Origin of the sequence: Serratia sp. JSRIV004 (assembly GCF_019968705.1) — a bacterium.
Taxonomy (GTDB): Bacteria; Pseudomonadota; Gammaproteobacteria; order Enterobacterales; family Enterobacteriaceae; genus Chania; species Chania fonticola_B.
In genome coordinates this window covers 4,901,870-4,923,162 of the sequence record NZ_CP074140.1, presented here as the reverse complement: position 1 = coordinate 4,923,162, position 21,293 = coordinate 4,901,870, and the positions used below count along the sequence as shown (strand labels likewise).

Sequence of the window (21,293 nt, the reverse complement as noted above, 5' to 3'; positions counted from 1 at the left end):
ATTATTAACAATTCTGTAAACTGCTCGCGGTGTATGCGTCCCGGTGGATGAAGGGCGTTATGAGATCGACTAGCAATAAAAATGACGTCTGACCCGCCGGACAAACAATTAAGAGGTCATGATGAGTACTGAAATTAAAACTCAGGTCGTGGTACTTGGGGCGGGCCCTGCGGGTTACTCTGCTGCTTTTCGTTGCGCTGACTTAGGTCTGGAAACCATTCTGGTTGAGCGTTACTCCACTCTGGGCGGTGTTTGCCTGAACGTGGGCTGTATTCCTTCCAAAGCACTGTTGCACGTTGCCAAAGTGATCGAAGAAGCCAAAGCGTTGGCCGAACACGGCATCGTTTTCGGCGAGCCGAAAACCGACATCGACAAAGTGCGCGTCTGGAAAGAGAAAGTCATCAATCAGCTGACCGGTGGTCTGGCTGGCATGGCTAAAGGCCGCAAAGTGAAAGTGGTCAACGGCCTGGGTAAATTCACCGGCGCCAACACGCTAGTGGTTGAAGGCGAGAATGGTGCTACCACCATCAACTTCGACAATGCCATCATCGCCGCAGGCTCCCGTCCGATCCAACTGCCATTTATTCCTCATGAAGATCCACGCGTGTGGGATTCCACCGATGCACTGGCGCTGAAAACCGTTCCAGAGCGCATGCTGGTGATGGGCGGCGGTATCATCGGCCTGGAAATGGGCACCGTATACCATGCTCTGGGTTCACAGATCGACGTGGTTGAAATGTTCGACCAGGTGATCCCGGCTGCAGATAAAGACGTGGTTAAAGTCTTTACCAAGCGTATCAGCAAGCAGTTCAACCTGATGCTGGAAACCAAAGTGACCGCGGTAGAAGCCAAAGAAGACGGCATCTATGTCACGATGGAAGGTAAAAAAGCCCCTGCAGAACCACAGCGTTACGACGCGGTGCTGGTAGCGATCGGCCGTGTGCCGAACGGTAAACTGCTGGATGCTGGCCAAGCCGGTGTAGAAGTTGACGACCGTGGCTTTATCCACGTCGACAAACAGCTGCGTACCAACGTGCCGCACATCTTCGCGATTGGTGACATCGTCGGTCAACCGATGCTGGCGCACAAAGGCGTGCATGAAGGCCACGTAGCTGCTGAAGTTATCGCTGGTATGAAGCACTACTTCGACCCGAAAGTGATCCCATCGATCGCTTACACCGAGCCAGAAGTGGCATGGGTAGGGATGACCGAGAAAGAAGCCAAAGAGAAAGGCATCAGCTACGAAACGTCCACCTTCCCGTGGGCAGCTTCAGGCCGTGCTATCGCTTCTGACTGTGCAGACGGTATGACCAAACTGATCTTCGACAAAGAAACGCACCGTATCATTGGTGGCGCGATTGTCGGCACCAACGGCGGCGAGCTGTTGGGTGAAATCGGTCTGGCGATCGAGATGGGTTGTGACGCAGAAGATATCGCGTTGACTATCCATGCTCACCCAACCCTGCACGAATCCGTAGGTCTGGCAGCAGAGATCTACGAAGGCAGCATCACCGATCTGCCAAACCCGAAAGCCAAGAAGAAGTAATTTCAGCGGTTGGTAAGGTTGATAAGCGGCTCCTGTAAAGGGGCCGTTTTTTTGGAATAAATGCCAATAAAAGGCCGCTCAAAAGAGCGGCCAGTAGCTTACTTGTTCTGGAATACGACGTTGAAGATCAGTTGGTTGCTGGAAACTGACCAGCCGCCTTTGCTGACGCCAAACACCGAACCCAGTACAATGAGCAGGATAATGAGTGTTCTCCCTTTCATTGCGCGTTCCTTGTGGAACCACGACCACCGCGACTTCACCGGGAAAGCCCCAGTGGAACAAGCGCTCGATAGCGCCTGTATCGCAGTAGTTGCAGCACTGTTCTCAAGCCCGATGACCGGCTGCTAAACCGGCAGAACAGACCCAAAATCAGAGTACATAAAACAGCGTTTTTTTGCATCAGATCGGTTGATTTTTTAACCAAATTTACGCACAATGGCCTTGCTCGATAGCGCTTGTATCGTTCTTAACGATGTAAGAAATCCGTTCGGTGCCTGCTAACACTGCACGGATACAAAAGAACCGTCTTTATGGCGGTTTTTTTGTGCCCAACGCCCGCCAATTTCTCCCAACTCTATCGATAACCATTGTAAAAGTATGGACGTTATGTTGTGCTCATTGGGCTGAGATTGCTGTTGTGCCGTATCGAACCCGAGCCCGTCCCGCCTGCTTTGCAGCCGATTACGCTGCGGTCAACGATTCAGCAAAGATTTAATGTTGCTTTTATGTGAACGAATTAACAACCGATTCAAATCCTGATATGCTGGCTGGGCGGAACCGGGCACTGTACCTTACTTACAGTCCAGGATATCGACAGCAGTGCCCCGTCAAATATCGCCGTGCGCTAAACCCGGTTTGAATATAAAACGCCAGGCACAATAAATGACAATGAGAGCGAGGAGAAAGTCGTGCTAGAAGAATACCGTAAGCACGTGGCCGAGCGTGCTGCAGAGGGCATCGTCCCTAAGCCATTAGATGCGACACAAATGGCAGCGCTGGTTGAATCATTAAAAAATCCGCCAAAAGGCGAAGAAGAATTTCTGTTAGACCTGCTGATTAACCGTGTACCACCGGGCGTCGACGAAGCCGCCTATGTCAAAGCAGGTTTTCTGGCAGCCGTTGCCAAAGGCGAAGCCACTTCCCCCCTGGTTACCCCCGAAAAAGCCATTGAACTGCTAGGCACCATGCAGGGCGGTTACAACATTCATCCGCTGATCGAGGCGTTGGATAACGAAAAGCTGGCACCGATTGCTGCCAAGGCGCTTTCCCATACGCTGCTGATGTTTGATAACTTCTACGACGTAGAAGAGAAAGCCAAAGCCGGTAACCCACACGCCAAACAAATCATGCAGTCCTGGGCCGATGCCGAATGGTATCTGTCACGCTCACCGTTGGCGGAAAAGATCACCGTGACCGTGTTCAAAGTGACTGGCGAAACCAATACCGACGATCTGTCACCCGCTCCAGATGCCTGGTCACGTCCAGATATCCCACTGCATGCGCTGGCGATGCTCAAAAGCGAACGTGAAGGTATTTTCCCGGATCAACCGGGTAGCGTTGGCCCAATCAAGCAGATTGAAGAGCTGAACAAGAAAGGTTTCCCGCTGGCCTACGTCGGTGACGTGGTCGGTACGGGGTCTTCCCGTAAATCTGCCACCAACTCGGTGCTGTGGTTTATGGGTGACGACATCCCCTACGTGCCGAACAAGCGTGGCGGCGGTGTGGTGCTGGGCGGCAAGATTGCGCCAATCTTCTTTAACACCATGGAAGATGCAGGCGCGTTGCCGATCGAAGTGGACGTCTCCAACCTGAACATGGGCGATGTGATCGACATCTTCCCGTATAAAGGCGAAGTGCGTAACCATGAGACCGGCGAACTGGTTGCCAGCTTCGAGCTGAAAACCGATGTGTTGCTGGATGAAGTGCGTGCCGGTGGCCGCATCCCACTGATTATCGGCCGTGGCCTGACCACCAAGGCGCGTGAAGCGCTGGGCCTACCGCACAGCGAAGTGTTCCGTATTGCCAAGCCGGTAGCGGCTAGCAGCAAGGGCTTCTCGCTGGCGCAGAAAATGGTGGGCCGTGCCTGTGGCGTTGCTGGTGTTCGCCCTGGCGAATACTGCGAACCTAAGATGACCTCGGTAGGTTCACAAGATACCACTGGCCCAATGACCCGTGACGAGCTGAAAGATCTGGCTTGCCTGGGCTTCTCTGCCGATCTGGTGATGCAGTCGTTCTGTCACACTGCCGCGTACCCGAAACCGGTAGACGTCACGACTCACCATACGCTGCCAGACTTCATCATGAACCGTGGCGGCGTTTCGCTGCGCCCTGGTGATGGTGTGATCCACTCCTGGCTGAACCGTATGTTGCTGCCGGATACCGTTGGTACCGGTGGCGATTCCCACACCCGCTTCCCGATCGGCATTTCCTTCCCGGCCGGTTCTGGTCTGGTAGCCTTTGCTGCCGCGACCGGCGTGATGCCGCTGGATATGCCTGAGTCGGTGCTGGTGCGCTTTAAAGGCAAAATGCAGCCTGGTATTACCTTGCGTGATTTGGTGCATGCTATCCCTTACTACGCGATCCAGCAGGGCCTGTTGACCGTAGAGAAGAAGGGTAAGAAGAACATTTTCTCTGGCCGCATTCTGGAGATCGAAGGTCTGCCGGAACTGAAGGTCGAACAGGCGTTTGAGCTGACCGATGCCTCTGCAGAACGTTCCGCTGCCGGTTGTACCATCAAGCTGGACAAGGCACCGATTGCCGAATATCTGAGCTCCAACATCGTGCTGCTGAAGTGGATGATCTCCGAAGGTTATGGCGATCGCCGTACCCTGGAGCGCCGTATTCAGGGGATGGAAAAATGGCTGGCGGATCCGCAGTTGCTGGAAGGCGATGCGGATGCGGAATATGCCGCAGTGATCGAAATCGATCTGGCTGATATCAAGGAGCCAATCCTGTGTGCGCCGAACGATCCGGACGACGCGCGCCTGCTGTCCGACGTGGCCAACAGCAAGATCGACGAAGTGTTTATCGGTTCTTGCATGACCAACATCGGCCACTTCCGTGCGGCAGGTAAACTGTTGGATCAGCATAAAGGCCAACTGCCAACCCGTCTGTGGGTGGCTCCGCCAACCAAGATGGACGCAGCGCAATTGACTGAAGAAGGCTACTACAGCGTCTTTGGCAAGAGCGGGGCGCGTATCGAGATCCCTGGCTGTTCACTGTGCATGGGTAACCAGGCACGCGTAGCGGACGGTGCGACCGTGGTTTCCACCTCAACCCGTAACTTCCCGAACCGTCTGGGTACTGGAGCCAACGTTTATCTGGCTTCCGCAGAGCTGGCGGCAGTGGCATCACTGCTGGGCCGTCTGCCAACGCCTGATGAGTATCAGACCTATATGGCACAGGTCGACAAGACGGCGGCGGATACTTATCGCTACCTGAACTTCGACCAGTTGACCCAGTACACGGAAAAAGCCGACGGTGTGATCTTCCAAACCGCGGTGTAATTCGGTACTGAGTTAGCATCATCACGGGGAGCCTTTGGGTTCCCCGTTTTTTTGTGATCGACCCCGGTTTTTATTGATATTAACTGATTGATTAATATTGATTTGATGAAATTATTACTCTCAGGCTAATAAACCATCCCCCTGCTTGATTGATGGCGTTCTCCTAGACTCTTACTCTAACCGTACTGAACAGAACCAAGTAAACCCAGGAGGTTGAGGTATGTCGCTTCATCAAAGCCCCACGCGCGTTTGGGATACCCGGCGGCAGGAAAAAAAACGCCGTATCGCGAGTGTGCAAGGGCAGTCGCAGGGCAAAGTGATCCCCACCGCCGATCTGACCAGCGTGCTGGAAAAACTGCTGGTTTCTGGCGATCGGGTGGTGCTGGAAGGCAATAACCAGAAACAGGCCGATTTTCTCTCCCGTATGCTCGCCGAGGTCAACCCCGCCAAGGTCCACGATCTGCATATGATCATGCCAAGCGTTGGCCGCGCCGAGCATCTGGATATTTTTGAAAAGGGCATCGCCCGCAAGCTCGATTTTGCTTTCTCTGGTACCCAGAGCCTGCGCATTTCCCAACTGTTGGAAGATGGGCAGCTCGAAATCGGTGCCATCCACACCTATATAGAACTCTATTCCCGCCTGTATGTGGATCTGGTGCCGAACGTGGCGCTAGTGGCCGGGTTCAAGGCCGATCGTCATGGCAATCTGTACACCGGGCCAAGTACCGAAGATACCCCGGCACTGGTGGAGGCCACTGCGTTTAAAGACGGCATCGTCATCGCTCAGGTCAATGAACTGGTTGATGATGAAACTGACCTGCCGAGAGTTGATATCCCCGGCTCCTGGATCGATTTTGTCGTGGTGGCAGACAAGCCGTTCTTTATTGAGCCGCTGTTTACCCGCGATCCGCGCCTGATCAAACCGGTGCACGTGTTGATGGGGATGATGGCAATCAAAGGCATCTACGCCAAACATCAGGTGCAATCGCTGAACCACGGTATCGGTTTCAACACCGCCGCCATTGAATTGCTGCTACCTACCTATGGCGAGCAACTGGGTCTGAAGGGCAAAATCTGTAAACACTGGACCCTGAACCCGCATCCAACCCTGATCCCGGCAATTGAAAGCGGCTGGGTGGAGACCGTACACTGTTTTGGCGGTGAGCTGGGGATGGAGAATTATATCGCCGCCCGCCCGGATATTTTCTTTACCGGTAGCGACGGTTCCATGCGCTCCAACCGTGCGTTCTGCCAGATGGCCGGTCAGTACGCCGTAGATATGTTTATCGGTTCAACCTTACAGATCGACGGTATGGCCCACTCTTCTACCGTGACACGTGGTCGCCTATCCGGTTTTGGCGGCGCACCGAACATGGGGCACGATCCACACGGTCGTCGCCACGCTACGCCTGCCTGGCTGGATATGATCGAAGAGCCGGATCCGTTGGCTCGTGGCCGCAAGCTGGTGGTGCAAATGGTGGAAACCTTCCAGGCGGGGGCCAAACCGACCTTCGTAGAAAAACTCGATGCTGTCGATGTGGCGCAAGAGTCTGGCATGCCGCTGGCACCGGTGATGATTTACGGCGATGACGTCACCCATGTGCTGACCGAAGAGGGCATCGCTTATCTGTATCGTGCACGTTCGCTGGAAGAGCGCCGCGCCATGGTGGCAGCGGTGGCCGGTATCACCGATATCGGGCTGGGTGTGGACGCCAAACGCGTGGCCGAGCTGCGCCGCGAAGGCAAAGTGGTGTTCCCGGAAGATCTCGACATTCGCCGCACCGATGCAACGCGTTCTTTGCTGGCCGCAGGCAGCGTAGCGGATCTGGTCGAGTGGTCCGGCGGCCTGTATAACCCGCCAGCGAAATTCCGGAGCTGGTAATGAAACTTTCCTCCTGTTTACTCGCTTCTGATGCGGATTTGGCTGCCGCGCGGTTGGCGGAGTTTGCCACGCAGGCGCTAGTGGATGAGGCGCGCCTCAGCCCGAAACCAGGTCTGGTGGATGCACGGGGTTCCGGTGCGCATCAGGATCTGACATTGGCGTTGATGGTGCGTTCCGCCCACAGTCTGACGCCGGTCTTCCACCGGCTGGCGATTGCCGGTTGGCAGCGTCCGGCAGATAGTGCGTTGCGTCAGGAAGTGGGCCGGATTGGCCGGGAAGGCGAACAGCGGATGATGGCTGCCACTGCCGGTGTTAATACACATCGCGGGGCAATCTGGGCGATGGGCCTGCTGGTGACGGCGGTAGCCATGCAAGGGGGGAACGCAACGCCATCCAGCAGTTGCACATTAGCCGCTCAGTTGGCGCAGTTGCCGGATCATGCTAGCCCGAAGGTGTTCAGCAAAGGCTTGCGAGCCACTCAACGTTATCAGGTACCCGGCGCGCGGGAGGAGGCCCAGCAAGGTTTCCCGCATGTGATGCAACGTGCGCTACCGCAGCTGTGGTACAGCAGGAACCAGGGGGCCAGTGAGCCAGCCGCGCAGATTGATGCCTTGATGGCCATCATGACCACCCTGAGCGATACCTGCGTGCTGTCGCGCGGTGGGTTAACGGCGCTAAAAGCGATGCAGCAAGGGGCAGCCGAGGTACTGCATGCCGGAGGGTATCAACATCCGGCAGGGCAGGCGGCGTTGGCCAAATTGGAGCAACGGCTATTGGCGAGCAACGCTTCACCCGGTGGCGCGGCCGATTTACTGGCTGCGGCTCTGTTCCTCGATCGGGCTACGGCCCGCTGAATAATCAATCCAGAGGATGTTATGGAACATATCGATTTGAGTTATCCGGCCAGCATTACGCTGCCGGGTAAGGCACTAACCGGCGTCGTGGGCTCCGGTGACATGGAGGCTCTGTTTGAGCCTGCGGCTGACGGCACGCTGACGGTGGCAATCAAAACCTCCGTAGACGGTAGCCGGCAGCGCTGGCAGCACCTGTTTGAGCGCTTGGCGTCATTGCGCGATTTACCTGCCGGGCGGTTAGAGATTAACGATTTCGGTGCTACGCCGGGAGTGGCTCGGCTGCGTATTGAACAGGTATTTGAGGAGGCCGCCCATGCGTGATGATCTCAGCTTTATCGAACTCAGCGCCCGGGAGCGCGCCCGCAATTTGCTGGACAGTGGCAGTTTCCGTGAGCTGTTGGGGCCATTTGAGCGTATTACTTCTCCCTGGCTGGAGCCGCAGGGCATAGTCACCCAGGCCGATGACGGCATGGTGGTTGCTAAAGGCACCATTGACGGTAAACCGGCAGTGGTGGTGGCGGTAGAAGGGGCGTTCCAAGGTGGCAGCATGGGGGAGGTTTCCGGTGCCAAGATGGCCGCGGCCCTGGAACTGGCAGCAGAAGATAACCGCAACGGCATTGCGACTCAGGCAGTCTTGTTGCTGGAAACCGGTGGCGTGCGTTTGCAGGAGGCCAACCTGGGGCTGGCAGCGATCGCGGATATTCATGCGGCGATTGTCGATCTGCGCCGCTACACCCCGGTGGTGGGTATAATTGCCGGTACTGTGGGCTGCTTTGGCGGGATGTCGATAGCGGCGGCTTTATGCAGCTATCTAATCGTCACCCGTGAAGCGCGCCTGGGCTTAAACGGCCCACAGGTCATTGAACAGGAAGCCGGTATTGAAGAATACGATTCCCGCGATCGGCCTTTTATCTGGAGCATGACCGGTGGCGACGTGCGCTATCGCAGCGGCTTTGTCGATGAAGAAGTCCCGGATGCGCTGCATGCGGTCAAGGCGGCGATGAAAGGTTGTCTGCAACGCGGCGTGCCTGTTCAGCACCGCTCAGACAATTATCACTACTACTTGCCGAAACTGTCGCAGTTCGACACCCGCCAGCAGGCGGATTCGGCGGTCATTGCTCAACTGTTTGCTGCGGAGGATCGGGTATGAGTACGTCATCATCAAGCCGTGGAGAATATTGGTTCTCTTTGCTGACGGCGGGGGCCGAGCAGCGTCAGGGGCAGTGCGCCTCGATCCGGGTTGCGGACGCTGAACTAGAGGGACAACCGGTGCGTTTTATCGCCGTGGTGCCGGATGCAAATAACCATTACCCACGCGCTGCACGCGGCGAAGTAGGATTGCTGGAAGGTTGGACGTTAGCCCAGGTAGTCAGTGAAGCAGTCGCGGCTGACGTGGGTAAAGTACAAAAGCGCGCCATCGTGGCGGTGATCGATGTGCCGAGCCAGGCCTACGGGCGCCGGGAAGAGGCCTTTGGTATTCACCAAGCCTTGGCCGGTGCAGCTGGGGCTTATGCCAAGGCTCGGCTGGCAGGCCATCCGGTGATTGGTTTGATCGTCGGGAAAGCCATGTCTGGCGCGTTTCTGGCGCACGGCTATCAGGCCAACCGCTTGATCGCCTTCAACGATGCAGGCGTGATGATCCATGCGATGGGCAAAGAGTCTGCGGCGCGCATCACGTTACGTTCCGTAGAGGCGCTGGAGAAACTGGCAGCAACCATTCCACCGATGGCTTATGACATCGAGCATTACAGCTCGCTGGGCCTGCTGGAACAGTTACTGGATATCCGTGACCCGCTGCAGGCCAGTGAGCAGGAACTTAATCTGGTACGCCACGCACTGATCCAGGCGATCGCCAAAACTCGCCGTGAAGGGGTTGGATTAACTAACCGCCTGGGAGCAGACAACCGCCATAGCTCTTCGCTGGTGCGTGAACGTATGCGCGCAGAGTGGTAATGCCACGCTAGCCATTTTTACGTCAGAGTTCAGGAACAAAATACTACCCGCCGGGAGGGCGCATATGATGCGTTCCGACCCGGCATAAAGCTTCACCTGCATATAACAATATAACTAATACCATCGCACCTGATCTGACTGATTTTTTCTTTTTAACAGGTGATTTATGACATACGTAATTATTCATGCCTTGGCGCCGATTTTTGTCATTATGCTGCTGGGCTTTTTTGCCGGTAAGGCAAAAATGGTCGATAACCAGAACGTTTCATTACTCAACATCTTCGTGATGGATTTTGCACTGCCAGCGGCCCTGTTCGGTGCCACCGTACAAACGCCTTGGGCGGGGATCGTCGAGCAATCGCCGCTGATCGTGGTGTTGGTGCTGGCGATGTGGATCACCTATGCGGCGATCTATTTTACCTGCACCGGGATCTTCCATAAGTCTCCGCAGGATGCCGCGGTGCTGACGCTCACCGTGGCATTGCCCAACTATGCCGCGCTTGGCCTGCCGATCCTCGGTAGCGTGCTGGGGGAAACGCCGGGAACCTCGCTGTCCGTGGCGGTGGCTATCGCCTGTGGTTCGGTACTGATGACGCCGTTCTGCCTGCTGATCCTAGAGCGTGAAAAGGCCCGTGCGGCCGGCGGGGTTCAGGGTTCCAGCCTGGGCATGTTGCCGGTGCTGATGTGGCGCTCGGTGAAAAAACCGATCGTCTGGGGGCCGCTGCTTGGGGTGGTGCTGTCGGCGGTAGGCGTGCATATGCCTGAAATGGTGCTGGCCGCGATCAAACCGCTTGGCCTGTCGGCCACGGCGACGGCTCTGTTCCTGACCGGGGTGATCCTGTCTGCCCGTAAGTTGCAGATCAACGGCCCGGTGCTGCTGTCGAGCGTGACCAAACTGTTAATCCAACCGTTTATTGCCTGGGGGCTGGTGCTGGCCTTGGGCCTGCACGGCAGTGTAGCCATTACCGCTATTTTGATGATCGCCCTTTCTGCCGGTTTCTTCGGTATCGTCTTTGGTAACCGTTTTGGCGTGCAGTCGCCGGATGCCGAAGCCACGTTACTGATCAGTTCCGTGTTGTGTATCATTACCTTACCGCTGTTTATCACCCTGACCTCAGGGATGTAACTGGAGAAGCCGATGATTCGCCCGCATGACCTGATTTGGATTAGTGACCGTGCTGCCCTCAGTGCCGATCAGGCGTTGCCGGAGTGGGTTGGCCAGCAGTGGCGCACTTCATTACCGTTGGTAGTACGGCGCGATGTTCAGGATAGCGGGCGGATCCCGGTGGGGATCCGGGGGATGAAACGCAGCCAGCGCGCCGCAGCTTGGGTTAGCGCAGAGGCTATCCGGCGCGTAGTGACGCCGGAGTCTTTGGTGAGTGAGCCGCTGGCATTGTTGCACTCGAGCTTTGTTTCCCAGCCTCCAGTGCAGGCGCTCATAATGCTGGCTCAGCGGTCTTGGCCGTGGGTCTGGGGCGTGACCGGCAGCTGCGGTTACGCGCTGGCGACCGAAATCCCGGTGATGCATGCCGACAGCGATCTGGATCTGTTGGTTCGCTGCCCGCAGCCTGCCAGCCTTGATGAGTTGCAGCGACTGGCGCAATGGTTGCAGACGCTGCCTTGCCGCGCCGATGCCCAAATAGAAACACCGCTCGGTGGCTTTGCCCTGAGCGAATGGCTGCGGGATGGGCGAGCGATGCTGAAAACCGCTGAGGGGCCGTTGTTGACGACGGATCCATGGGCCAGCTCTCAGGAGGCTTGATGAAGATTTTATTTACCTTTCCCGGTCAGGGGCCGCAGGTGCCTCAAATGCTGCACCAACTGCCGGCCAATGAAACAACCCAGCGGTTGTTAAGCGAGGCCTGCGCTGTTCTTGACCAGGATGTACTGGCGTTGGACAGCGCCGAAGCCTTACAGAAAACCCGGGCAGTGCAGCTGTGCCTGCTGATAGCCGGTGTGGCTTACGCGCGGGAATTACAGCAACACGGGGTCGAGGCTGATTTTGTCAGTGGGCTATCCATCGGCGCTTTTCCGGCCGCGGTGATCGCCGGGGCCTTGGCATTTCCCGATGCCGTCCGGCTGGTGGCGTTGCGCGGCCAGCTAATGGAGGAGGCTTACCCTGCGGGATATGGCCTGGCGGCGATTGTCGGTTTGCCGTTGCGGCAGGTGGAAAGGCTGATAGCAGAGGTCAATAGCGCTGAATTACCGGCCTATCTGGCCAATATCAATGCCGAAGACCAATTGGTTATCGCGGGTAGCGAAGCCGCTATGGCGCAGGTCATGGCGTTGGCAAAAACCGCCGGTGCGGCGAAAACCCAGCGTTTGGCGGTGAGTGTCCCTTCCCACTGTGCCCTGTTGGCACAACCGGCGGAAAAGCTGGCGCAGGCTATGAAGCAGGTAACCATCAATCGGCCGCAGGTTGCGTATCTCAGCGGCAGTACCGGGCGCGTGTTATGGCAACCGGAGCGAATTGCTGACGATCTGGCCTTCAATATGGCCCGCACCGTGCGCTGGCATGAGGCGATGGTGGCGGCCTACGAACGGGAAGTCCGTCTGGCGATCGAAATGCCGCCGGGCGCGGTATTAACCGGCTTGACCAAAAAAGTGATGGAGCAGGGGGAAGCGCTGTCCCGCTGCCAACTGGGCCTGAACGCGGTCTGCGGCATTGTCGCCAAATATCGGCGCGATTAAACCGGCCCTTCACCGCGAGCGTACATGCGGCCTTCCGCCGTCAATGCCAGCAGGTTCGGATCCTGCTGCTGGTTACGATTGAACACCAGCGCGATGGTTTGGCGCATCTGGTACTGTTCGCACAGCGGCAGTAATTTCAACGTGTGTTCATACATCTTCTTCATCCGCCCAGGCACCAGCGTGTAGCCCACCCCGGCCTGCACCAGGCTGAGCATTGAGAAAATATCATTCACCCGGGTGACGATTTCCGGTTCAAAACCGGCAATCTGAAACGCTTCGCTAAAGCCGTGGTAGGTGGCGAAGCCTTCGGTCAGGGAGACAAACTTCTGGCTGCGAAAGTCTTGCAAGTCTGCCGTGCCATCGCTGTTTAGCGCCGAGGCTGCCGGTGCGGCAAGATAGATATCATCCTCAAACAGCGGCAGGATCTCAAAGCGCAGCGGATCGATTTGGCTGTCGGAAACCGAAATCAGGATGGCATCCAGCAATTGGTTCTCCAACTGGGCCAGCAGATCCTCATTCGATCCCATCGTCAGGCTGATCTCCATGGCCGGGCGGCGCACCTTCAGCCCCATGATCAACCGTGGAATGGTTTCCAGCGTCAGTGAGTAGAGCGTGCCGATACGCATGCGTTGCTGGCCAAACCCCGCCTTCAACCGAGTTTCTTCGATACCTTTGTAGGTGAGATCCACGATATCGCGTGCGTATTCTGCCAGCGTAAGTGCTGCGGGCAGGGGCAGCAGGTTGCGCCCTTTATGAATAAACAGCGGGCAGCGAAAGCCCTCTTCCAGGGTATGTAACGCACGATGCACGCTAACGCTGCTCAAGCCAAGCTGTTCTGCGGCTCGGCCGATGTTTTCCTTCTCCATAAACGCCAGAAAGATTTCCAATTTTTTCAGGGTGATTTCGCTGTCGATCATCGGCTCAGGCTTGGGTAAGGGCTAAGAAGTGTCATGATAACAACAATTGCCCGTCCATAGCAGGCACCAAGAGCCTTCCCGCTTCCCAAGTGGAGGGCGGACCGTTATATTGCGCCACGAATTATTGAACAACTTTGCGAGCGCTCACTGAGTTAGCTGCGAATTTAAGGTTAAACTCAGTCTTATACACCGCTCAGGAGGGCATGCTATGGATTACGAATTTCTGCGTGACGTAACCGGTCAGGTGGTAGTCAGATTTTCGATGGGGCATGAGGCCATCGGCCATTGGATTAACGAAGAGCTCAACGGTGATTTTAACCTGCTGGACCGTATCGAAGCCGGTGCGGCAGGGGTCAAGGGCAGTGAGCGTCAATGGCAGTTGGAAGGCCACGAATACACGTTGCTGATGGACGGTGAAGAGGTGATGATCCGCGCCAACCAGTTGGAGTTCGAAGGCGACGAAATGGAAGAGGGGATGAACTACTACGACGAAGAGAGCCTCTCTTTATGTGGCATCGAAGACTTTCTGACGGTGCTGAAAGCCTACCGCTCGTTTATGCTCAACTACTGATTATCCAGACGGGCGCAGGATGCTGCGTGGGATCTACCCGGATATTGCGTTTGTCAGCTGTAACTCGTGGAGCATTGAGAAAGGTATTACCACGCCCACCGAAGAGAAGGCGGGCCTGAAGCAGGATCTGATGGCTAATGCCCGCCAGCGGGTGCTGCTGGCAGATAGCAGTAAATACGATGTCTCTGTGTGACCCCGCTTGCCAGCCTGACGGATATTGTCACCGACAAGGCCTTGCCAGAGACGGCTCAGCGGCAACTAGCCGATCTACCTTGTGGTTTGCATTTGGCGTAACGTGGTTTGATTCAGGACCCTCGCCAATTCCCATGTTGGTCCATGCACTTTCAAGCCGTAGTGCTAAGCTGTAAAGAGGTTATCGTGCGGCGCCGGTTAGCCGAACGCGGCGGTTGAGCACGACCTTATTTTGGCATTTGACACTCAGCATGGAACGTTATGGATATCAATAGAGCTCAGGTTGAACAACTATTTAGTGAAACGATAGATGAGGAAACACTGAGGGCGACGGCTGGAGATATTGCTCTGCCACAGCGTCTTTCCTGGCTTTATGTTATGGCTAATGTACGGGAAGATCCGCTTGAGGATCGATACCTGGATGCGCTAGATGCTTACGATACAGCGTCAAGAGATCGGGTAGCTCCATGTATTGACCCCCTGTATGCCGAAAGCGCTCGCCGACTTGCCTATTTTGGTATTCGGGTTGATCGGCAGGGGCTGGCAGCAGATATTATTTCGTTGACGAGGCATATTGCGATGGGGCTGGAGTGGCACGATCTGAATTTCGATCCCGCACAGCCGCATTTTATGCGCCATGAGTTTCTTCAGCCTTGCCTGACGGGGGCAACCTCGCTAGCGAAGGTTTGTGATGTACTGGCCGTCGCATGCATTCGTTGCAGTAAAAACCAAGCGATTGTCAGTATTGATGGAATGCAGGTGGAGGTGCAAGTCGGTGATGATAGCTTTGCCGATTTGCAGTGGGAAGGTGACACTCGTAGTGCCGCGCTCAGCCTTCGAGCGAACGATCTGCGCCATTTGACCGCCAATGAGGCTCTTGAGCTGAGTCATGAACTTGGGCACTGCCGTCATCATTTGGTCGCGGAACATCCTGCCGGTGATTATGGCCTGCCTTTCTGGGATACGGAATTGCCCGCTTTCCGTGAAGAATGGACATTATGTTCACGGCTTACTCCTAATCTCAGTACTCGAGCTTGGGCTCTTGAGGCGATCAAACAGTCAGTGTTTGCTCTTTTCCCCCTGCTGGTCCCCGTGATGGGGAGTAAGGCCGCTCTTCATCAAGCGGTGAAACAAAACCCTGTCTATTGCCATACGCGAAAAGAGGCTGACTGGCTATTATGCAAATCGCCGCTATTTGTGTGGAGTGGTGTCCCCTACGTACAGTATTTCCTTAGCCTTGTGCGATTTTTATTGGAGACCGGTCCATACGATGACGTGTTGGCTCAGGGCCTAATGCGTTGCGAAACGCGATTCTCGCTTCATGCTGGATGATAAGTGGCCGCATCGTTGATCAAGCTGCTTTCCGCCAGTATCGGCATGGTGAGTAATGTTTCCAATGCACTGCCGGTAGCAAGCAGGGTTCTATCATCAAACAACGGGCCAACCAGTTGCATTCCCAAGGGCAAACCGCAAGAGGCCAGGCCAATGGGGAGATTTAACGCAGGGTTACCGGTAACGTTAAACGGAATGGTTTGCGTGGGTACCACGTTGGCTGGTGGTGGCCAATCGGTGCCAAACTCGCTGAAGGCAGGTGCCGGCCGTAGCGTACTGGGGAATATCAGCAACTGATAATGTGGGAATATGCGGGTGTTCAGCCATCCTGTCAGTTCGCTGCGTAAGCGTTGTGCATCCAATAGCTCTGCTGCTGAAATTGTCGCGCCAGGTAGCACGCGTTGATAGGTGAACCGCCCGAAATCCTCCGGCCTTTCGCGCAGACTTTGCTGGTGAATAGCAAAGGATTCGGCAGTCATGATGATCCTGCCGCAGGCGTTGAATAAGTGGTAATCCTTAAATTGAATTTCTTCAACGGTGGCACCGGCATCGCGCAGTAACGCCACGCTATTATCCATTGCTGCGAGTAATTCCGGGTGTGTATATGGGCTGTCCGTCAATAGGTGGCGCGGCCAAGCGACGCGGAAATTACGCCAGTTGATCGCGGGTGGATTAACAAAATCAAAGGTGACATTACAACCTGTAGGGTCATGGGGATCTTGACCTGCGATGACTTGCATGACGTATGCGCAGTCGGCAGCATAGCGTGTTAGTGGGCCACAGTGATCGAGCGACCATGAGAGAGGAAATACCCCATATCTGGATACCAGGCCAAAGGTCGGTTTGAAACCGGTAACGCCACACATGCAGGCTGGGCCTCGGATGGAACCACTAGTATCTGAACCTATGGCTACTGGAACCAGTCCTGCAGCAATCGCTGCGCCAGCCCCTGATGATGAGGCTCCGGTGAAATGTGCAGGGTTCCACGGATTACGTGCTGGGGGAAAGGGGAGCTCAAGACTGGGGCCGCCAAGGGCAAATTCGTGTGTGGCCAGTTTGCCGAGATAGACCCCGCTACCTGCTTTCAGTTTCTTCTCTATTGTACAGCTGTGTGGCGCAATGTGGTGCTGCATGATTTTCGAGTGACAGGTCGTTGCTACACCAGCAACATCGAAAATATCTTTCAGTGCGTAAGGGATCCCGTGTAGTGGTCCCCGGTCATGCCCGTTAGCCAATTCGTCGTCGGCACGCAGTGCGTCGCGGCGTGCCCGCGTCGGGTCTACCTGAATAAATGCTTTTATATGCGGGTTAAAACGCGCAATGCGTTCCAGAAAATAGTCAGTTAATTGCACCGCACTGATTTGACTATTGCGCAGGCGCCGGGCCAACTCGGCCAGGGGCAAAGTGTGCAGAAATTCACTCATGGCACGCCTTATAACAATCAACGGTTTTCAACGCATCGAAGCCGTTTGCGGGTTCCGCCTCGGCATGTTTCACTACGGCGAGCAGGGCGACGGCCTCGCGGATTTCGTGCGTACAGCGTATGGCACCCGCACGATACGGTATTGGTACCGCGATCCCTAACAGCGTCATGTAACGTTCGAACAGGATTTCAGCGTCTTCCATCGGTTATCTCTCCTCATCGATGCCAGCTTGCTTGGCGTTAGTAGTGAACCAGGAAGATGCAAGCAGTGCGTTGCGAAAACTCTCATCTACGTTTGCTGGCAAAATAAACCCCAGTTCTTTATTGGTGGCCTCGACAATTTGCGGCCAGGAACGGCCATCTGCATTCAAGACGCAATGATGAAGCGCGGCGAGATAACGCTTATCTTGCGCCAGGTGTCTTTCTAATGGATACCTTAGTGCAGGGGGGAGAGCTTGAATCAATCCGCGTAAATTCAATGGGCCAGGCCAATGACCATAGAGGCCATCATCTATAGGCCGTGTGGCCGGTGGTTTAGGGGCAATATATTCCGGCCGCTGTTGCTGCAGTTTCAGCAACAGCGGTACCACGATGGCCAGAGTACGTTTCATTTCTACTGGTGATACCTTGTCCGAAGTATCGCCAGCAGTGTGGTTGAAGCGATCGCCGATATGACAGATTTGGATTGCTGGGCTATTGCGACTGTGATCGCTGTGATTCATAAACAGCGCATGGTCGGAAAATCCGTGGAAAGGAATACTGAGCCATTTCCCGCCACTATCCGCAGTCTGTAAAAAAGCCTCGGCGGCACACTCTTCAGCAAGTAAGCCCAAAGATGAGGACAGGCGCTGAGGAGGGTGTTCGATACAAAGTGGTGAGCAGCACAGAGTTTGATTTTCTCCGACCATATCGAGATTGATTACCGCGAGTGGTGCAGGGCGGTGACGATAATGATGTTGCAATGCAGCCACACCCAGGAACTCAGGCCCCCAGATGAATCGAAGAGTGTAACGAAGAGGTGGCGAGGCATCGTTTTTTTGTAGTTGGCTGATGAGTGCTGCCGTTTCCAACAGGGCACTGATCCCTGATGCGTTGTCGTTGGCACCCGCTCGCGAATGGCAAAGGTGGGCGGTTAGCCATATTTCATGCGTGGTATCGCACCCAGGCAGGCAAGCCGTCACCACTGGCATGGCGGCGGTGTGATCCAGGCAGATTTCTGCTTGCGCGCAGCAATGGCGGCGGGCCGCTGTTTCCAAATGCCTCATTTCTTCTGGCGTAGCGCTAAAAGCAAACAGGGAGCTGCCCGGAGGTAGTTCAATTCGGCCACGGAAACTAACGTTTGTTTGCCGATCGTGGCAGGCAGGGGCATCGGTGATAAAACCAGCAGCCCCCGCCTGAGCCAGGAGCAATGGCCAATCTTGTTGGCGATATTGCTCGCTGGGAATGACCAGGACCTTGCCTTGCCATTCGCTTTCTTCGGGCGTCGCCAGTGTGAAGTGCTGCTGGTTTACGGCACAGGAATATGTGGCAATGGCAAACGCGTGCTGTTGATGGTCAATCAACAAATTATCGGCTGCCGGTACGTGCAACCAGGCTTGTAGTGGGGTCCAAGCCAGTGGAGCAGTAAAGTGCCACCAATGTTGTTTGCCATCAGCAGGAAAATGTAGCGTTTCTACCTGTCGCAAGTCCCGTTGCTGTGCCGCCTCCGCGACCCATTTTGCCGCTTGTTCAATGCCTAGTGACGCTTGATAACGGTCAAACTTTCCAAGAGCATCAATGGGTTGCATAAGGCGTGAGGTGCTGCTGTGTTGCAGCACCCAGGCCACCTGTTGGGCAGTGAACATACGCATCCCCCAATATCAGTAGTTATCTGAAAGCTTTTCTTTCATTTTCAACATATTGGATGCTGATAGCAGGATAGAGCCGATCAGGAACAATCCTCCCATGATGCGCAGCACTTCGTTGGTCGTTATCGTATTTCCCCAGGCTCCATAAGCGGCCAGAGAGAAAGGGATAAACATTTTGAAAATACTGCCAGTAATGCCATTGATTTTGCCCAGATCTTTCGCTGGAGCCACCACCAGTCTGTAAGTACGGACACAGACGATATAGATGGAGAACAAAAAGGATTCGCAGAACAGCAGGATGCCTAGCGTTACGATATTGAGATGTATGCTGATCAGTACATAGGCCAGACCAATGAGTGGGATGGAATAGACCAGTACCTGGATCACGCCAACGCGTTTTTCAACCCGATCGGAACACCAGGAACCCATGATTGCGCCGATACCCCCCGCGGCAAATAATAGGCCGACTTGAAAATCAGAAAGGTTGAGCTGCGATTTGGCGTAATACATCACGGCAATTTCAGAAACGACGACAATCGCGTTGGCAAACGATGTCCACCAAGACAGGATCCATAAATTACGTAATCCATACAGCGCCTTGAAACCGTAAATGATATCGGGAATAAAGGGTTTGTTTTCCGCTGGCGGGGTGCGGCGAAAACTGAACACGCTCAGTAATAAGGCAATAAACAGCAAGGCATAGGATAAACTCAGTGTTTGCGTGTAAGTGAGTAATAACAACATACCGCCGATAATGGCTGGACCAGCACTGTCGAAGACATTGGTCACCATGTTATTGTATTTGTTATATATAATGAGTCGATTTTCTGGTAACGCTACTTTTGATTGGACGATCAGAGAATTGTTGGCAAAATAGGTCATTCCCATGAGCATGAATACCAATAAAAATAGCAGATGTTGCGAGCTGACACCATTCAATGCCAACAGCATGACCACGACTATTTGCCCTAGGGTTCCGCCGATAAAACCTTTTCGGCTACCAATACGATCGACGAGGGTACCAATAATAAAGCCCAGGACCAGAAAGGGAAGATATTCAAACAACCGTACATGGCTCATCAGATCGTTTGACTGTGTTAATTGGAACGCCCAAAGCGGCAGCACGAAGTAGATAATTTTCTCAGCGATGGCTTTGAGGGCGGTAATGAGTAAAAGTAGCGTCATTATGCCGGCTCCATCCGATAAAAATGACGGATAAATGCTTGATCCTCCAGATAGATCGGCAAGGGTGTGGTACAGAGCAGTTCAGTGAGTTCCCTGCTGAGCGGCGTGGCTGGCACATGCTTGCTACATGACAGTAAAAAGGAAAAAAAGCGTTCCTGCCCTTCCAGCATCAGAATACGTCCGCGAGTGACCAAGGCGCGCTGTGGATGGCTGAGTTCGTCCTTAATGCCTTCCTGCAACGTCATTTTTTTCCAAAGGTTGCGCAGATCAACCAAAGGCTCCCCACTGATGGCTACGCCCATACTGACCAGTTTAAACATCATTGATTGGCACATAGGCGCTTCTCCAAGTCATCTTCATGTTGATAGCAGGCAAAGATTTCATCTTGCATGTCATAGTAGAGGAAGCAGAGGTAAGCCATATCGTCCACTATCTCCTGCTGTTGCTGATGAGATAATAAGGGGATCAAATTGAAATAGTGCTGAGTGAAATCAGCATGTTCTCCTTGCATATTGATGCGGGCATGGCTGAGATGACTATCACGGATTTTGTGAAACTCTGGAGTATCGGGAATGCACTCAGAGAACGCCATCAGATCATCATCATCGCCTTCATAGAAGAACAGGCTGGCGAAGAATGAATGAGGTCTGCGAAGTGCCATATCCTTCAGAAAATCCATATAGGCCAAAGTAGAAGGCAGGGGAGATGAAGCATACAGTTGCTTCTCCTGCCAAGGCGTATCGCTAAATGCCTTGGCCATAATACGTTCGTGAAACAATTCTTCCTTTACAAATTCTTGTGCTAACTGCTGGAGTGCAGCTGGCAGTGGATCGGCTAGGAAACCAATCAGAGAAGAGACGGCTAGTCGGGTGACGTGAAAGTATTCCAATGTCCAACCGAGCAAGAGGATGCGATGTTTTTCGGGTTCCAACATGGCTTGTGCCAGTGGTGTTTCACCCCGTTGGAGTAGCCATTGATTATTGACCAAGTTGTATAAACGGTTGTAGAACTCACTGCCAGAACAACCTGTATCATTGGTCGTGATATCTTGTTCAGGGAGTTCAAAAGCCAGGTTGTTTTCGAGTAGGTACTCATAGAACTGAGCGTTTTCTTGATTGCAAGCCTGAGTTAGTTGAACAGGTCCTGTTATCAATTTATTCAGTTGAGTAACTGCATTGCGATACTTTTCATCATCGTCGAAAATAAGCTCATGAGTTTGCAAGAAAACTGACAGCTGAAGGACTCGATCCCTTTTGTTTTCTTTTATATGAACATAGTCAGGTAAAGAAATCATCGAAGATACCTTTGAATGGAGTTAGGATTAATGGAAGCAAGGTTGTAAGGTTCAATGGTGCATGCGCATGCACCATTGAACCTACCACGATTACAGAGCT

Annotated in this window: 21 protein-coding genes and 1 pseudogene; 14 read left to right on the top strand and 8 right to left on the bottom strand. The window is 54.3% G+C overall.

Features of this window, described 5'->3' with window-relative positions:
• Positions 1-121 precede the first annotated feature (121 nt).
• Positions 122-1,546, top strand: coding sequence for a dihydrolipoyl dehydrogenase (gene lpdA / locus KGP21_RS23420; RefSeq protein WP_021806270.1), 1,425 nt, complete (start codon positions 122-124; stop codon positions 1,544-1,546).
• 98 nt (positions 1,547-1,644) lie between these two features.
• On the opposite strand, the gene KGP21_RS29650 is transcribed toward lpdA, so the two are convergent.
• Complete coding sequence (locus KGP21_RS29650; RefSeq protein WP_021179693.1) at positions 1,645-1,767, bottom strand: hypothetical protein; 123 nt, start codon at positions 1,765-1,767, stop codon at positions 1,645-1,647.
• On the opposite strand from KGP21_RS29650, the gene KGP21_RS23415 reads away from it, so the two are divergent.
• The 10 genes from KGP21_RS23415 to mdcH all read left to right on the top strand — a co-directional run bounded on the left by KGP21_RS23415 (position 1,748) and on the right by mdcH (position 12,432).
• Positions 1,748-1,894, top strand: a complete 147-nt coding sequence (locus KGP21_RS23415) for a hypothetical protein (RefSeq protein WP_021179694.1) — start codon at positions 1,748-1,750, stop codon at positions 1,892-1,894. The two genes, KGP21_RS29650 and KGP21_RS23415, sit on opposite strands and share 20 nt — an antisense overlap.
• 560 nt (positions 1,895-2,454) lie before the next feature.
• On the top strand, positions 2,455-5,052 hold the full coding sequence (acnB, locus tag KGP21_RS23410; RefSeq protein WP_021179695.1) for a bifunctional aconitate hydratase 2/2-methylisocitrate dehydratase: 2,598 nt from the start codon (positions 2,455-2,457) through the stop codon (positions 5,050-5,052).
• Between the two features lie 220 nt (positions 5,053-5,272).
• Entirely contained in the window at positions 5,273-6,934 is a 1,662-nt protein-coding gene (mdcA, locus tag KGP21_RS23405) for a malonate decarboxylase subunit alpha (protein WP_071682010.1), read from the top strand.
• A complete protein-coding gene (locus tag KGP21_RS23400) occupies positions 6,934-7,788 on the top strand; it encodes a triphosphoribosyl-dephospho-CoA synthase (protein ID WP_223536357.1) in 855 nt (284 codons plus the stop codon). Before mdcA ends, KGP21_RS23400 begins: the two co-directional genes overlap by 1 nt.
• A 21-nt stretch (positions 7,789-7,809) precedes the next feature.
• Entirely contained in the window at positions 7,810-8,109 is a 300-nt protein-coding gene (locus KGP21_RS23395) for a malonate decarboxylase subunit delta (RefSeq protein WP_021806268.1), read from the top strand.
• Positions 8,102-8,938 carry a biotin-independent malonate decarboxylase subunit beta gene (locus KGP21_RS23390; RefSeq protein WP_021806267.1) on the top strand — a complete coding sequence of 279 codons (837 nt, stop codon included), beginning with the start codon at positions 8,102-8,104 and terminating at the stop codon, positions 8,936-8,938. The genes KGP21_RS23395 and KGP21_RS23390 overlap by 8 nt, the downstream gene beginning before the upstream one ends.
• Positions 8,935-9,741, top strand: coding sequence for a biotin-independent malonate decarboxylase subunit gamma (gene mdcE / locus KGP21_RS23385; protein ID WP_021806266.1), 807 nt, complete (start codon positions 8,935-8,937; stop codon positions 9,739-9,741). Before KGP21_RS23390 ends, mdcE begins: the two co-directional genes overlap by 4 nt.
• A gap of 166 nt (positions 9,742-9,907) precedes the next feature.
• A complete protein-coding gene (locus KGP21_RS23380; RefSeq protein WP_021179701.1) occupies positions 9,908-10,867 on the top strand; it encodes an AEC family transporter in 960 nt (319 codons plus the stop codon).
• 12 nt (positions 10,868-10,879) lie between these two features.
• A complete protein-coding gene (locus KGP21_RS23375) occupies positions 10,880-11,503 on the top strand; it encodes a malonate decarboxylase holo-ACP synthase (protein WP_223500324.1) in 624 nt (207 codons plus the stop codon).
• Positions 11,503-12,432: a malonate decarboxylase subunit epsilon gene (gene mdcH / locus KGP21_RS23370; protein WP_021806263.1), complete on the top strand. Its 930-nt coding sequence runs from the start codon at positions 11,503-11,505 to the stop codon at positions 12,430-12,432. The genes KGP21_RS23375 and mdcH overlap by 1 nt, the downstream gene beginning before the upstream one ends.
• On the opposite strand, the gene KGP21_RS23365 is transcribed toward mdcH, so the two are convergent.
• Positions 12,429-13,349, bottom strand: a complete 921-nt coding sequence (locus KGP21_RS23365) for a LysR family transcriptional regulator (protein ID WP_024484333.1) — start codon at positions 13,347-13,349, stop codon at positions 12,429-12,431. The two genes, mdcH and KGP21_RS23365, sit on opposite strands and share 4 nt — an antisense overlap.
• A gap of 208 nt (positions 13,350-13,557) precedes the next feature.
• Between KGP21_RS23365 and yacL the strand changes: the two genes are divergently transcribed.
• From yacL to KGP21_RS23350, 3 genes and pseudogenes are all read left to right on the top strand, one after another.
• Positions 13,558-13,920, top strand: coding sequence for a protein YacL (yacL, locus tag KGP21_RS23360; RefSeq protein WP_223500322.1), 363 nt, complete (start codon positions 13,558-13,560; stop codon positions 13,918-13,920).
• Between the two features lie 10 nt (positions 13,921-13,930).
• A pseudogene (locus KGP21_RS23355) lies at positions 13,931-14,214 on the top strand (DeoR/GlpR transcriptional regulator); the annotation flags it as partial.
• A 159-nt stretch (positions 14,215-14,373) separates the two neighbouring features.
• On the top strand, positions 14,374-15,444 hold the full coding sequence (locus KGP21_RS23350) for a hypothetical protein (RefSeq protein WP_094981438.1): 1,071 nt from the start codon (positions 14,374-14,376) through the stop codon (positions 15,442-15,444).
• Here the strand turns inward: KGP21_RS23350 and KGP21_RS23345 are convergent.
• From KGP21_RS23345 to KGP21_RS23320, 6 genes are read right to left on the bottom strand one after another with little or no spacing between them, the layout of a single operon-like run.
• Positions 15,432-16,868, bottom strand: coding sequence for an amidase (locus KGP21_RS23345; RefSeq protein ID WP_223500321.1), 1,437 nt, complete (start codon positions 16,866-16,868; stop codon positions 15,432-15,434). The two genes, KGP21_RS23350 and KGP21_RS23345, sit on opposite strands and share 13 nt — an antisense overlap.
• Complete coding sequence (locus tag KGP21_RS23340; protein ID WP_021179710.1) at positions 16,861-17,070, bottom strand: hypothetical protein; 210 nt, start codon at positions 17,068-17,070, stop codon at positions 16,861-16,863. Before KGP21_RS23340 ends, KGP21_RS23345 begins: the two co-directional genes overlap by 8 nt.
• A 3-nt stretch (positions 17,071-17,073) precedes the next feature.
• Positions 17,074-18,684, bottom strand: a complete 1,611-nt coding sequence (locus KGP21_RS23335) for a DUF4910 domain-containing protein (protein ID WP_223500320.1) — start codon at positions 18,682-18,684, stop codon at positions 17,074-17,076.
• 42 nt (positions 18,685-18,726) lie between these two features.
• The gene (locus KGP21_RS23330) at positions 18,727-19,899 is read right to left on the bottom strand and encodes an MFS transporter (RefSeq protein WP_094981441.1); all 1,173 of its coding nucleotides are present in this window, start codon (positions 19,897-19,899) and stop codon (positions 18,727-18,729) included.
• Positions 19,899-20,222 (bottom strand): hypothetical protein, encoded by a 324-nt coding sequence (locus KGP21_RS23325; RefSeq protein ID WP_021179713.1) that lies wholly within the window; start codon positions 20,220-20,222, stop codon positions 19,899-19,901. The genes KGP21_RS23330 and KGP21_RS23325 overlap by 1 nt, the downstream gene beginning before the upstream one ends.
• On the bottom strand, positions 20,219-21,193 hold the full coding sequence (locus KGP21_RS23320; protein ID WP_094981442.1) for a hypothetical protein: 975 nt from the start codon (positions 21,191-21,193) through the stop codon (positions 20,219-20,221). The genes KGP21_RS23325 and KGP21_RS23320 overlap by 4 nt, the downstream gene beginning before the upstream one ends.
• Positions 21,194-21,293 lie beyond the last annotated feature (100 nt).

Coding starts and splice junctions, on each gene's coding strand:
- KGP21_RS23415 (WP_021179694.1), top strand. CDS start 1,748: ATGAGTGTTCTCCCTTTCATTGCGCGTTCCTTGTGGAACCACGACCAC.
- yacL (WP_223500322.1), top strand. CDS start 13,558: ATGGATTACGAATTTCTGCGTGACGTAACCGGTCAGGTGGTAGTCAGA.
- KGP21_RS23375 (WP_223500324.1), top strand. CDS start 10,880: ATGATTCGCCCGCATGACCTGATTTGGATTAGTGACCGTGCTGCCCTC.
- KGP21_RS23345 (WP_223500321.1), bottom strand. CDS start 16,868: ATGAGTGAATTTCTGCACACTTTGCCCCTGGCCGAGTTGGCCCGGCGC.
- KGP21_RS23365 (WP_024484333.1), bottom strand. CDS start 13,349: ATGATCGACAGCGAAATCACCCTGAAAAAATTGGAAATCTTTCTGGCG.
- KGP21_RS23325 (WP_021179713.1), bottom strand. CDS start 20,222: ATGATGTTTAAACTGGTCAGTATGGGCGTAGCCATCAGTGGGGAGCCT.
- KGP21_RS23390 (WP_021806267.1), top strand. CDS start 8,102: ATGCGTGATGATCTCAGCTTTATCGAACTCAGCGCCCGGGAGCGCGCC.
- mdcH (WP_021806263.1), top strand. CDS start 11,503: ATGAAGATTTTATTTACCTTTCCCGGTCAGGGGCCGCAGGTGCCTCAA.
- KGP21_RS23395 (WP_021806268.1), top strand. CDS start 7,810: ATGGAACATATCGATTTGAGTTATCCGGCCAGCATTACGCTGCCGGGT.
- lpdA (WP_021806270.1), top strand. CDS start 122: ATGAGTACTGAAATTAAAACTCAGGTCGTGGTACTTGGGGCGGGCCCT.
- mdcE (WP_021806266.1), top strand. CDS start 8,935: ATGAGTACGTCATCATCAAGCCGTGGAGAATATTGGTTCTCTTTGCTG.
- KGP21_RS23350 (WP_094981438.1), top strand. CDS start 14,374: ATGGATATCAATAGAGCTCAGGTTGAACAACTATTTAGTGAAACGATA.
- KGP21_RS23330 (WP_094981441.1), bottom strand. CDS start 19,899: ATGACGCTACTTTTACTCATTACCGCCCTCAAAGCCATCGCTGAGAAA.
- KGP21_RS23340 (WP_021179710.1), bottom strand. CDS start 17,070: ATGGAAGACGCTGAAATCCTGTTCGAACGTTACATGACGCTGTTAGGG.
- mdcA (WP_071682010.1), top strand. CDS start 5,273: ATGTCGCTTCATCAAAGCCCCACGCGCGTTTGGGATACCCGGCGGCAG.
- KGP21_RS23400 (WP_223536357.1), top strand. CDS start 6,934: ATGAAACTTTCCTCCTGTTTACTCGCTTCTGATGCGGATTTGGCTGCC.
- KGP21_RS23320 (WP_094981442.1), bottom strand. CDS start 21,193: ATGATTTCTTTACCTGACTATGTTCATATAAAAGAAAACAAAAGGGAT.
- KGP21_RS23380 (WP_021179701.1), top strand. CDS start 9,908: ATGACATACGTAATTATTCATGCCTTGGCGCCGATTTTTGTCATTATG.
- KGP21_RS29650 (WP_021179693.1), bottom strand. CDS start 1,767: ATGAAAGGGAGAACACTCATTATCCTGCTCATTGTACTGGGTTCGGTG.